The sequence below is a fragment of the Neorhodopirellula pilleata genome (assembly GCF_007859915.1).
In the GTDB taxonomy this organism is placed as follows: domain Bacteria; phylum Planctomycetota; class Planctomycetia; order Pirellulales; family Pirellulaceae; genus Rhodopirellula; species Rhodopirellula pilleata.
Map to the genome: position 1 here is coordinate 313,257 of NZ_SJPM01000006.1, position 12,917 is coordinate 326,173.

6 protein-coding genes are annotated in these 12,917 nt (G+C 54.0%); 2 read left to right on the plus strand and 4 right to left on the minus strand.

The window, feature by feature from the left end; translation table 11 throughout:
• Nucleotides 1-73 precede the first annotated feature (73 nt).
• The 3 genes from Pla100_RS16085 to Pla100_RS16100 all read right to left on the minus strand — a co-directional run bounded on the left by Pla100_RS16085 (nt 74) and on the right by Pla100_RS16100 (nt 5,601).
• Nucleotides 74-1,966, minus strand: a complete 1,893-nt coding sequence (locus Pla100_RS16085) for a CRTAC1 family protein (RefSeq protein WP_146578707.1) — start codon at nt 1,964-1,966, stop codon at nt 74-76.
• Nucleotides 1,959-4,808, minus strand: coding sequence for a multiheme c-type cytochrome (locus tag Pla100_RS16090; RefSeq protein ID WP_146578708.1), 2,850 nt, complete (start codon nt 4,806-4,808; stop codon nt 1,959-1,961). Before Pla100_RS16090 ends, Pla100_RS16085 begins: the two co-directional genes overlap by 8 nt.
• A gap of 382 nt (nt 4,809-5,190) precedes the next feature.
• The gene (locus Pla100_RS16100; protein WP_146578709.1) at nt 5,191-5,601 is read right to left on the minus strand and encodes a hypothetical protein; all 411 of its coding nucleotides are present in this window, start codon (nt 5,599-5,601) and stop codon (nt 5,191-5,193) included.
• A 314-nt stretch (nt 5,602-5,915) separates the two neighbouring features.
• Here Pla100_RS16100 and Pla100_RS16105 point away from each other — a divergent pair, with 314 nt between their 5' ends.
• Together Pla100_RS16105 and Pla100_RS16110 are read left to right on the plus strand one after the other, a co-directional pair.
• The gene (locus Pla100_RS16105) at nt 5,916-6,722 is read left to right on the plus strand and encodes a hypothetical protein (RefSeq protein WP_146578710.1); all 807 of its coding nucleotides are present in this window, start codon (nt 5,916-5,918) and stop codon (nt 6,720-6,722) included.
• A 113-nt stretch (nt 6,723-6,835) separates the two neighbouring features.
• Nucleotides 6,836-7,135 (plus strand): hypothetical protein, encoded by a 300-nt coding sequence (locus Pla100_RS16110; RefSeq protein ID WP_146578711.1) that lies wholly within the window; start codon nt 6,836-6,838, stop codon nt 7,133-7,135.
• Nucleotides 7,136-7,186: 51 nt separating this feature from the next.
• On the opposite strand, the gene Pla100_RS16115 is transcribed toward Pla100_RS16110, so the two are convergent.
• The gene (locus Pla100_RS16115) at nt 7,187-12,682 is read right to left on the minus strand and encodes a cadherin domain-containing protein (protein WP_146578712.1); all 5,496 of its coding nucleotides are present in this window, start codon (nt 12,680-12,682) and stop codon (nt 7,187-7,189) included.
• Between the last annotated feature and the right edge of the window lie 235 nt (nt 12,683-12,917).

The following is a 12,917-nucleotide window of genomic DNA, read 5'->3' on the forward strand; positions in this document are numbered from 1 at the left end:
AACGGCTGAGTAACCAGCTTAACCATATCCCTATGGGAATTCGAGCACCGCTGAGCCAATTTCATCGTCGTCCTCACTCCAAAACCGAGGCTGACGGCATCGAATCAGCCGGATTTCCTGTTCTTTCGATGACGTGCAACCGGTCGATGTCGGGATTTTCGACCGTCTGCTCGACGCCATCGGGCCAGGTGACGTGAATCTGCGAGACGACACCAACGTCCGACAGCCCGAAAGTGAGGGGCAATTCGACCTGGGATAAATAACTGCGAGTCGGCATGACTTGTTTACGTTGAACTTGGTCACCCGCATGGACTTCGACCCAGGCACCGATGGCGTCTCGATTGCAGTCAACGCCGTCGCCGACCAATCGAATTCGCAACCAATGATGGTCAAGCGTTTGATCGTTTCGCAACAACCGTGGTTGACGTCCGGTCGTGGTAATCAGAACGTCCAAGTCGCCATCGTTATCAATGTCCGCGTAAGAAGCCCCTCGTCCGACGATCGGTTTGATCAGATCGGAGCCGACCTGTGCAGCGGTCGTCGGAATGAACTCGGTCGCCTGATCCGCACCCGCGTTCCAGAAAATCTGGGGTGGTTGTTCGTAGTGTTGGCTTGCCTGAACGCGATTGATCTCGTCCTCTAAATGTCCATTGGCGCAGAAAAGGTCGTCTCGCCCATCCAGATCGTAGTCGAAGTAAAACAAGCCGAACGTGAGCAGTGAACGTGTCGACGGGCCCAACCCACTGGTGACGGCCTCGTCATAGAACTGCATGCGTCCCGGTTTGGTGACGTACAGCGCCGTCATCTCGTTCGAAAAGTTTCCGATCGCAACCGCCAGCGCGTTGCGATTGCGAATCGGGGTAACATCAATACCCATCGCACCTCGTGCGTTTCCGGTGGAGTCAAACGCGATACCGGAGAGCATCCCGATATCGACAAAATGGCCTTTTCCGTCATTGCTCAACAAAACATTTTGAACCGTGTCATTGGATACGACGACATCGAGAAAGCCGTTACCATCGAAATCACAAAAGGCGACTCCGAGCGATTTTGAACGCGGCACTCCGGTCGAATCGTTTCGAACTTGAATGCCTGAATCCGCCGAAACGTCGACAAACTTTCCTTCGCCTTCATTGCGATAGAGATAAGGAAACGTTCCTTCGAAATTTTGCGGCCGACCATACGCTCGACCGCCACCGACGAGCTGAAATCCTTGACCTTGGTCGTACTCGCGACTCCACTTCACGTAGTTGCAAACGAAAAGATCCAAGTCACCATCGTTGTCGTAATCAAACCAGCCCGCACTGGTGCTCCATTGATCGGCATCACCGGCGACACCAGCTAGATCCGTTACGTCGGCAAACTTGGCATCGCCTAGATTTCGCAAGAGAAGATTCCTGCCAACCGTCGTGATGAACACATCCACCAAACCATCGTTGTCATAGTCACCAACGGCTGCTCCCATCGCGTAGCGGGCAACGTCGAGCCCCGAATCCTTGGTCACGTCAACAAACTCGCCGTCATCGTTGCGGTATAGAACCGAAGTCGACGAGCGGTTGCTCGGTTCGTCCCATGGCCAGTCTTTCGAATTGACCAGCAACAAGTCTTGATCGCCGTCGTTATCAAAATCGAAAAACGCACAACCGCCACCCATCGTCTCGGGGAGCAGTTTATCGCCGCGAGCCCCGTTGTTGTGAACGAACGAAATTCCGGATGCCCCGGTGATGTCGGTAAAATTGACAACCGGGGGTGAGATCGTGGGAGCTTCACGAATCTCGACCGCGGCGAGTTCCGACTGTCGAATCGGCGGGGCGGGCGTGGGCCGCGACAGCAGAAAAGCGATGCCTCCGCCGGCGATTGCCAACACGACGATCGCCACCAATGAGACGCGTAGGGCGCGACTGATGACTGCGTCATCGCGTTCTTCTTCGAAATCCGCCTCCGAATCGGTTAGTTGATTATTCATTTGCGTTTTCCTTGGAAAGGGTGCGGTTGAGCGAATACTTCACGACCGCTTCGGCGGCATGATCGGCGGCGGGGTATTTTTCGCGTGCTAAACGCACGGCACGCCCCGCCGCGTTGTCATCGGGTTTGTATTTCAAGTGCAACTTTTGATGCTTCGAGGCGAGGTCCTCGTTCCCAACCGTTTCATACAAACGATGCAGGTTGAAGTGCGCCGTCACGTTTTCAGGATCGATCGTGAGCGTTTTCTGAAACTGCTTAATCGCAAGATCGAGGAATTCACTCGCTTCGTCTTGTCGGCCTTGTCGACTGCGCACGGTACCAAGGTCAAACAAGTTTCGACCTCGCAAGTTAATCACTTCGATGTCCAAACTGAAATCGAATCCGCGTCGGCGCATGTCTTCGGTGCTGTCCTCCAACACACTGCGAAAATTTTGCTCGGCTTCTTCGAGGCGTCCTTGTTGGGAATGGATCATTCCTGAAAGCCAGGCCCAGGTCCATCGCGGGAAACCGTCGACGTCACGATACTCGTCCGCTCGCCGAAGAGCCTCCACCGCTTCATCGACCCGGCCTTCCGTATTGAGAACGCGAGCGAGATTGAGGGGACCGTCATAGCGGTCCAGCTTTTCGACTTCCAAAAACGCTTCTTCGGCTTGGCGAAGCTCGGCCTTGCCTTTAAGTAACAGCCCGATCCCATAGTCGTTCCAACGCTGCCAAACCGGAAAGTCTGGAGTTGGGTTATCGACGGCGACGTCGGATCCGGCAATCGGAAAGATGACCGTGTCGGTCGCCATCGTGGTGATGGGAAGGTTGTTGATATAGTCTTCGCCCGGTTGGTGCCCACGAATCGTCGCGCCGAGTTTTTCGTTCTGTTTGGCAACGAACTTCATGTAGGTCGAATCGAATTTACGATACTGCAGTTTGACCTCCACCTTGACCGGATCGACGACGTCTTTCGGAATCGCAAGTTCGTAATGAACCGTTTGCCCGGCACCTGGGGGAATCTGGTGGTTGTAAAGGGGAGTGAAGATATCTTCCGCGTTACGCCGATCGATCCGATTACCGTCCTTATCGAGCATAAAAACGTTGATGAAATGCGACCAAGGATCGACCTCATTTTGTTTTGCTTCGTCGATCGCACCGCTGCGACCGATGACACGGTCGCCGCTCGTCACGGTCACGTCGAGCCAAATCTCGTTCGAGTCGACGGTGCCTTGAGAAAACAGGTGCCCCATCTTCAACGTGCGAACGACGGTCTCGAGCAAAATGGTTTTTCCCGGTTCGACCGCAGGTACGATCGGACGCAGTGGCGCGGTGAGCTTTCCGTCAATCTCTCCATCCTCACGGACTCCGAAGAGGTCGACCCGCATCACACCTTTGAGGAACTCCTGATGCGCCTCGATCACGGATTCTCGATCTCGTAACCACGCGATGCCAGTATTCGCCGATGGGAACATGTGGTCGTGAACGCTCAACGATTTGGCGTCACCAAACATCTGAGCACCAAAATCATCCGACGCTACAAGCGGCATGTGACATTGATTGCAGTTGTCCACTGCCTTGGGCGGATAATAGAAACTTCGTGCTCCGTGTCCTGACACACCGCTAAATAAATAGGGATCGTAGTGATTCTGACCTCGCAGGAATTCTTTGTAGTGATTGAGTTCTTTTGGCAGATGGACTTTGTGACAAGTCGAGCAGAACTCGGCTTCTTTGTGAAACGGTTTCAGGAACGTCTTTTTGTGGAACGTCGGCTTGGCTTTGACAAGCTGGTTATTAACCCACTGCAGGATCTCATTTTCGCTGTTGGCAAATGGGTAGTGCAGAGGTTCTTCGATCGTATAGTCGGCGTTGCCTTTAACGCTGTTGACGTTCGTGATCGCGTGACAAACGGTGCAAGTGATTCCTGCCTTCGCGGTGAAGTGCGATAGCATGTCAAAGTTCGGGTCATCAAACGCACCGGAAAAAAACGGCACGGGATCGTGACATCCCGCGCACCATCTCGACGCCTGAACGGAACCGTCTCGCGCGAGCGAAACTTCTCGGGTGTTACTAACGCTAGCGAGGTACGGCGGGTTATTGAACGAACTGAAGCGATGAACACTGTCTTCCCACTGCGCGTGAACATCGGCGTGGCATTTCAAACAATACTGATCGTTCATCATCGCATCGGCTGGAATGAAGTTCCCCGACGATGTCCGCGCCAAAGAGGGCTCGAAATACTTCACGCCTGAGTCGGGACCGACCGCATTCCATTGCCGTGGATCCTGTAATTGAAAGGCCACCATCACCGCGATCGATGTCGCCGCAACCATTGCGAACGTGCCGCCGACACGCCATTTGATCTTCGGTCCGGCAAGACGGTGCAGCCAATACAACCAAATGACCGCCACGGGACAGGCAACGTGTAACCAGTACACGGTGCTGCGCGCCAGTGGCTGTTTCAGGTCGAACCCACCGATACGAACCAACAAAATCCCGGTAACCAGAATCGCTAGGCTCGCAACAAACAAGGCGTAGCCGATACGAACGGCCCTGCGGTTTCGGCGATCCTTGGTGTTCCACATGTGAACAAAACCGAACACCACAACCGGAACAATGAGCAACAACCCCATGACGAGGTGTGCCAAGAACATGTACTGGTAGAAATAGTCTTGATAAGTCTCTCCGCGAGACCATTCCAGCAGCGTGATGAGGGCCAAGTAGCCTGAGTTAGCGAACAACAAGGCAACTAATACGAAAATGAAATACAGCAGTTTGCGAAGACGCGGGCCGACGGCGCGCACGTACTTACGCTTGGGGGCGACGCCGATCGGCGCTGCCCCGCTTACGGGAACGGATGACATGAGAAGGATACCTAGCTAACGATGAGCGATTGGAAGAGGACGTATCGCGTTGGCTTTAAACAACGCGAGTACATCTGTCCGTCGGCTTGATTTCGAACCGACCGACAGATTCGTTCACAATGCTCGTTCGGAAATAACCGACCTTGTCAGTAATCAGCTGCGACGCGATAGCAGGCTGTTGATTTAGTCGTGTGCCGATTTGCAACCATTAGCCGATGGGCGTTAGCCCCGGTTGGCGTTCGGTTAACCGCCGCTAACGCGGTACGGCTAATTCAATCGACACGCCGCTAGCGCCATCGGCTCACAAGATCAGGCATTGCGACTCAATCAACAGCTCACTAGCAGTTACGGCTGATAAGGTGGCTTCGTTTGCGAACGAGCGCTAGGCTTGCGGTGGCCGGTCAATCCGATACTCGATGCCACTGCTTAGAAGTAACCGAGCATCCTCGACGACGTCCCAATTGAACGGAGCGGTCCGATGATCGAAGGCCGTTAGGAAAGCCGTTTCGTAGTGTTGACGTTCCGAAACGGGCAAAATCGGGTCAGGAATCGCCCCCATCGGGGATTGCTTGCACAGAGGCCCGTGGCATCCCTGCGGGGCGATCGGTTGCTCGGGACCGTTGAATTCGACCTGCAAACGATCCACAAACGTTCCGTCGGCAGGGCCAGCCGGTGCAACGACTTCAAGCGGTTCTTGATGCGCCAACCAGTCGCCGCAACTCGCCCACGCCGACCGGGGCGAAAGAATCGCCACAGCGGAAAGAAAAGCGAGGAAGAAGAGACAGCGGAGCATCGCAGACGTCAATGGAAGAGAAGGAAGAGTCTCCAGTCTAAGGTCCAATACGCGGTTAATCAACCTTTATCGACCGATTAAGGGCAATCGCCTGACCTAGGAAACATCGTCATCGAAGTGTCCGGTGAGGGCGTCCGTTCTGCATCGATTGGTTAGGCAAGGATTGGCTAGGCAAGGATTGGTTAGGCAAGGATTGGTTAGGCAAGGAAGACGAGCGGAAGTCGGAATGACTAAGCCGCCGCCAAGTCTGTCGCAATGTCCGGGCATCGATGCCCTTCGTATTTCCAAAGAACTCTGATACTTCGAGACGAACCATGAAAACGCTCTTACGCACGATGTTTGTAATCGCAGCCACGATCTCCGCCGGCATCGGACTGGCCGTTGCCAAGTCTCCTGACGCCACTTTGGCACTACACACGCCGATCCATAACGCAATCGCCGCCGAGGACACTGAGGCCTTCATGGCATTGTGTGTGCCCGGTCTCGAGAATGAGATCGACCGTCCACTCTTGCTGACCTGGATGCAGGAACTGAATCGGGCGTGCGGTGCCAACCAACAACGCTTAGGCAATACCGTCGAATACGCAGTCAGGTTCACGCCCCAAACCCGACAAATCCACACCAAGGTCGATCTGCTCTACCAGAATGGCGTCGTGAGTTCCTCACTCGTCATCGAGAACGGGCTGATCGCAGGCTACTCGATCCAAAGTGATTCACTCGATAAAGGTTGGTTCCAAGGACCATCCGACGCCAGCCTTTACTTCGAGCGTTCGGAGAAACTATTGGTCGGGTTGTTGAACGAGAAATACACCGAACTGGAGCCGTTGATGCATCCGGCGCTCAACGAACTCGTGACTCTTGAAAAGCTGCAATCGATCCAATCAGCCGCCAGCGAAATGATCGGCGACATTGAGTCGGTCGTTCGCTTGGGCGGTGAGTTTGAAAGCAACGACACCCAAGACAAGATGACCTTGAAGTTCCGGATCACCGGGGATCAGGGCGAGGTGATCGCTGATGCTGTTACCATTTTTGACGGTATGAAAGGTTCCATTATAGAGTTCAACTACACGCCTGTCGTCGAGGTAACATCGGACGAAGAAAACGCAGTCGCTGTGAAATAGCTCCCGCGGCAACTCGATAAGACCGAGAGGCATCGCAAAGTCGGCATGGGGTACGCAAATCGCTCTGGGGAACATTGAGCGTATCTACAATCCCCTGCTACGAGGAATTACCCGTGTCGACTAGTATTTCAAAGAACACTTCCGTTTGTCTCGCTGCCTTGGCAGCGTTCACTCTGGCCGCCTTGGATACAAATATTCGAGCCGATGAGTCGATTCCGGGGTCGGATCCACACACGATCACAATGAAGAGCACCACGCCAGGCCAGCCGTCGGCGACGGCGATGGGAATCTATCGTCTCGAAGACGACAAATGGACGTTGTGTTACGCCTTGCCGGGCAATGAACGTCCCAAAAAATTCAAATCGACCGAGGAAGACCACACGATGCTGATGGTCATGCGGCGGCCGAAGTGAATTGCCAACCGTTCCATGGGAAGTAAACCAAACCGCGTCCCTTGCGTCGGTCTAGAACAGGTTGCCTTCCCCAAGGACGGAATCGACGGCTTGTTCTCGACGCATCCGTTCGTTGCCGGAAATATCAACCTGGGATGCGGCGGCGATCAAAGGCTCCGGTTCAGAACTCGGACTATTACTCACGCCGGTGAGGCGGTTGAGTTCATTGATAACTTGCAGTGCATCGAGGGAGCTGACCTGATGCAGTCCATTGACGGCGCCGGAAACATCCAAAAATCTTACTGATGCATAGAGTTGGTCCAGTGTCGTCGCTTGGGGAACACTGCCGTTGAGGTAATTGATCACCAACAGTGCGTCCAGCGGAGTCACTTGTCCATCCGAATTAACATCGAACCGATTGACGGGATTGGTCGCCTCGAGTGTGGGTAACGTCAGTGTCACGTCGGTAGCCAAGGGAAGCGGCCCAAACTCGAGCGCACGAATGGTTAATTCAGGCACCGAGCTGAAACCGGCGCTGAAGTCGCCGACCAAGGTGCGAGTTTCCGCATCAAACCGCATCCATGACGGAAGTTGCAATTGCGGGCGTCCGTTCTCATTGAGTACTTCCCGACCGTTCGAATCGAGCACCTTTTGTCCGACTCGAAACTCGAGGGCAGGGCGACTTAGACCGGGGTCAAAGGTCGGATCGGGATCGACCGCCAAATTTTCTGGCAATGTGATTTCAAAACCACTGCCTGATAGAACCGCGCTGGTGACGAGCGTTGGTATCAAGTCGACATTGAAATTCGGCGGCTCATTGACTTCATTGAGTTTGATGTTGATGGTCTTGGTATCAAAAATAATATTGCCAGCAGCATCTCGCAGTTCCACGATGATGTTCAATGGCGGTTGACCAGGTTCGTCCGCTTCGAATACGACTTCGCTCGTGACCTTCAATGCGAACGGGTCGTTGCTATCGAATTCAAAGAACGCCGCGGCCGTGCCACCAATCAAGAAGATCGTCAGATTATCGTTTTCAGGATCAAAGGCTCGCACGCGACCCACCACGTCACCCACCGATGGCGTCTCGGAAACAACAATCTCATCCGTCAAGATCGAGCCCGGCTCGTCTTGGTTCAAAACGGACACGGTGATCGTTTGGCGGATGGTGGCGATTTGCCCGGTACGATCAAAGATTTCAAATTCAAGATCGTGTGACGGAGCACTTTCAAAATCGAGTGATTGATTGGCAGCTACTTTCAAGACGCCGGTGATCGGATCGAACGTAAACAGATCCGAACTCGGTCCGGGTAGCAAGTCGAACGCGTAATCACTGTGCAGGCCTTCGGGATCTTGAAGTTCCAAGAAAATCTGGCCGTTGAAGTTCGTCGCAAATTCACTGAGTTCAAACGGAGCGCCACCTTCGCTGGGAAGTCGGATCGTTGCCGGTTCGTCGATGTTGTTGAGGTCGACAGTGATTCGATGCGTTGAAACTTTTGAAGGGCTACCGTTGTCGCTGACCACGACCCAGAACGTATTGGGGGCATCGATATCGGAATCCAATGTCCGTCCTGGTTTCAAGAACACGGTTCCATCACTACGAACACCGAACGCATTCGATGGTGATTCTTGTGGCGGATCAGTAACCGGAGGTGAGGTCAAGGCGAACGAGTGGAGTTGTCCCTCGTCCTCATCAAATACTTGCAATTGAAACAGATCGCCCGTCTGGTTTTCATTAACGGCGAAGGATGTAGTGACGATGGTAGGCGCGTCATTTTCGTCGCCTACTCGGACGATCTTATTGACGATCGACTCGTCTTGATCATCGCGGACACTGATCTGCAGATTCAACAGATTGACCGACTCGAAGTCAGGCGTTTGGATAAGACGAACCACGCCCGTGTTCTCATCAATTTCAAAGAACGACGCGCCGTCACCGCCCACGATCGCGTAGGTTAAGCCTTCGTTTGTTCCAGTGTCGGGATCGATCGCATTGATCACCCCGATCACCGGCTTTGTGGTTGCGGTCACAACGACATCTTCGGTGACCGACAACTCCTCATCATCGACTACCGGAAACTCATTAACGTCCCCAACATTGAGTGTAACGCGGGCCGTCACGCTGGAGAATTGATCACTGATCCTGACGGTCAACACGCGTGTCGGTTCGGCTTCATGATCGAGCTGAGTGCCTTCGCCGGCAATTAGTAAAGCGGTGCCATCGGGTTGCGGCTGAAGAATCAAACCGGTGCTGTCACCACCGACGAACTCATACGTCAGCGGGGTCAGGTCGGCGTCTGAACCGTCGATGATTCCCAAAGCGGTTCCGGGTTCTGGATTCTCGAAGACGTTGATGAAGACGTCCCCATTATCGGGAATCGACGGCGGAGTATTGGGTTGGAATTCGCTCTCAAAAAAGAAGTTCTCGTACCTGGCGACGAAGAACGTTTGTAGGTTCGGTGAAAGCAGATTCGCCGTTTCGATGCTTTGAAGTATGTTGATCGAGTACTGACCGGGGAACAAGCCGGATATTTCATAGATGCCGTTTTGATCCGTCACGGCGCTCGGTTCGAGTTGAGAGTACGAGAACGAATCAAAAACACCAAAGATTGTACTTTGGGAAAAGTTGCTATCGGCATAGGCCTCGATTCGAACGATCTCTTCACCCGGGGCGGAGATCGTGACGGTCCCCCGACGATTTCCGGTTACGGGCGCGCTTACGCTGGTTGCGACGAGGTCACCGTTGGCGTTGTATGCGTCCAAACGTCCGTAGACTGCAAGTGTAGAATTGCGATTAAGAACGTCAATGGATGCGGAACGAATCGGGTTGTGGAAATCGAATCGCAAGCGGCTTGAACTGGTGAACCAATCAAAAGGCCCACGCGAAAAAATCCGGTTCCCGGTCGCTCGTCCGGCAATCGATTGCCGGGTCGAGATAATGTCATCTTCGATAAACGCGCCACTGAGCGTATCGCTGGTGATGACTACGCCTGGAAACGCATTGGTCATCGAATAATCGGCGTTGAACGGTTGCGGGTTCAGGATATCGAACGGCGGAACGACATCTTCCGGATCGACTTCGAAAACAAGTTCATCACGAACACCGTTACCATTGGTATCGACGAAAACGGTCACCCCTTCGGCGGGCAGACGGATCGAAGCGGGGACTCCGTTGAGAATATCGCCGGCCGAGGGCAGAACGGTAATTCGCCCGCGGACGCCGCCGACAAAGTTACTGCTACCAACATGATCGAGCGGCCGATCTAAAAGTGCCGGATAAGAAATCTGTTCATCTTCGAACTCGAACAAGCCAGCCGGATCGGTCTCGAGGCCGAAGGCACTCGCGCCCACTAAATCGACAGTACCGGACACCCAATCGCTGTATTCGCTTCCGATCGAGTCGCCGATTCGTCCGACGTATCCTTGTCCTTCTGTGAAGACGAGAGTTTGACCACGGCCACTACGACGAATCTCGGGTTCGCCGAAGTTTTCGATGAACACGATCGGCGCAAGCGACTGATCGTCATAAATCGAAAATCCATGCATGGCAACGCCGTCATAAATGGACCACGTCCCGCCAACGCTGGTTGGATCAATCACACCATCGTTATTTGCGTCCAGCGGCGCTCCCACCACTGGCACAACGTCGGATTGAATCAAGAAATAGCTGGCGTTACTGAAGCCCGGATCGATCGCGCCCGTGCCATCTCCGCCTGTAAAAATACCACCTGGTAATCCAGAGAACCCACTCGAAGTGCTACGGATCTGCGTCGCACTGAAATCAACGTCGTAGGCTGATCCGGATTGCAACAACACCATGAATCCGTTGGCACCGAACACTTGATTACTTAAATCAAAAACGGCGTGGATTTGAGAATCTCGGTTGGGCGTTTCATCGACGACGACAAAATAGGAGCCAGCCGGAAGTGCCTGTCCTGGCATTCCGCGAAGTTCGATGTATTGATCGGCCTGTTCGTTAAAGTTGCTTGAGAAACGAGCCTCGACCAAAATTTCGTTGATCACCGGAACATTAAATTGCAAGTCGAGCGTCTCGGGTAAAACACGAACAGGCAGTTGTTGAGCGGGTACCGAACGCCACGCCAGGTCCGAGTTCAAAATGTCAATCGAAACCGTCAAGGAGTTCAGCGTCGGCTGCGATACCGGATTGTCGATGTCGGGCGAAATGGTGATTCGTCGCGGCTCAAGCCAATCTTGCGGAGTGAACGTCAACGTATCCACGTCGAGCACCGCGCCGGTATTGCCGTTAGAGCTGTTCGTTAAAGTGAGATTCAACACCACATCGGAAACCGGTTGGCGGTTGAGCGTCACTTCGATAAAGTCTTCACCGATCGCGCCCCCGACGACCGTGACACCTTCCTGGCTGAGCGAACCGGGACCGGATTCGGGGATCAACGTTGCCAAGCGGAAGCCGATCACATCATTGGTCAATCCGAAATCGATGCCCCCGCGAATCTCGACCGCTTCGACGGAAAGCTTACGAGCATTATTTCCGAGTGCCGAGCGAGTCAGTGCAGTAGGCTGAAGCGGCTCGGCCGAGTCCGCAGCATCAAAGATTTGCCCCGTGGCGACGTTGGCAACAAACGTTGCCGTACGATCATCGTCACCAGCATCGAACATCCTCACGAACAACGATCCAAACGGGCTCGAAGCCAATGCTTCAGGTGGCAAAGAGGACGCATCCGCGATCGCCAAACCTTCGACGTCGATCGCCCGGTCTGCGGTCGATATGATGCGACCACGACCCAGCGAGTCAAAGGCAAAAAACAAGTCGCTGGCATCATCGAATCCAACGACCTCTCGAGTGGTCGAATCGAAAGTCAAGTCGGAGACCTTCGCTAGTCCTGTCAAGCCGCCACCGATCAAATCGGTCCGACCCGTGTTCACATCGATCCGTGCCAAGATCCGGTTGGTCGCCGAGGACCCACCCCGCACCAACGTGTACACCGAATTGGAAACGCGGTCGTAGGCCAATCCACCGACGATGTCCAAATTCGATTGAGCGATTCGGGTTCGCTCACCGTTGAACGGATCGACACGAAAAACCTCATCGGTCCTTGAGTCGATCGCGATCAAGGTGCCGTCGGAAGTTCGGACGATTCCGTCCATCCGGCTGCGGGTGGGTTGACCGATCGCTTGGACCGTTCCGTCGGTATCGATCTGAATCAATTGCGCAGCACGAAAGAAGGTCCCATCAGAATCCTGCGCGACCGTATCATTCCAACCAAACGTCACCGCCGGAGCGGTCTGAACCAAGCCGGGTTCCGGATTGACCCGAATTTGATAATCGCCTGCGGGCAACAACGGGAACGAGTACACCCCGTCGGCATCCGTCTGCGTGGTGAGGGCCGCCGGTTCGTCGAAACGCCCGTTCGCGTTCTGATCGATGTAGACCTGAACGTCCGCAGCAGGAATTTCGCCCGCTTGTCGGATTCCATCGGCATTGGTGTCGAAGTAGACCTCACCGCTGACGGCGGCCAATAAATGCCGGGTTTCCAACGTTTCCATCTGGATACGGCGGCGGCGTGAGCGTGATGAAAGGCGTTTCATGGTGGGGAAATAGGTCCAAATGAATAGCGCGTGCGAAAGCTGAAAAACCCTCGCGAAGGGAATGATTCCATCGAACCACTGGCAAGAATCCGCGATCTTGGATGCTTCAGGGGTAAGGGAGTTCCCTCAATGGGAGCCGAAAAGTGACGAAGTTACCCCTGACGTGTCCCGTCAAGAGAACTGCGAACTTACTAGGATAAATATCATTGTAATCGGGAACAACAGAAAAGATCGG

Excerpts from the sequence above, each read along its gene's own strand:
- Pla100_RS16085 (WP_146578707.1), bottom strand. The coding sequence starts at position 1,966 with ATGAATAATCAACTAACCGATTCGGAGGCGGATTTCGAAGAAGAACGC.
- Pla100_RS16090 (WP_146578708.1), bottom strand. The coding sequence starts at position 4,808 with ATGTCATCCGTTCCCGTAAGCGGGGCAGCGCCGATCGGCGTCGCCCCC.
- Pla100_RS16105 (WP_146578710.1), top strand. The coding sequence starts at position 5,916 with ATGAAAACGCTCTTACGCACGATGTTTGTAATCGCAGCCACGATCTCC.
- Pla100_RS16115 (WP_146578712.1), bottom strand. The coding sequence starts at position 12,682 with ATGAAACGCCTTTCATCACGCTCACGCCGCCGCCGTATCCAGATGGAA.
- Pla100_RS16100 (WP_146578709.1), bottom strand. The coding sequence starts at position 5,601 with ATGCTCCGCTGTCTCTTCTTCCTCGCTTTTCTTTCCGCTGTGGCGATT.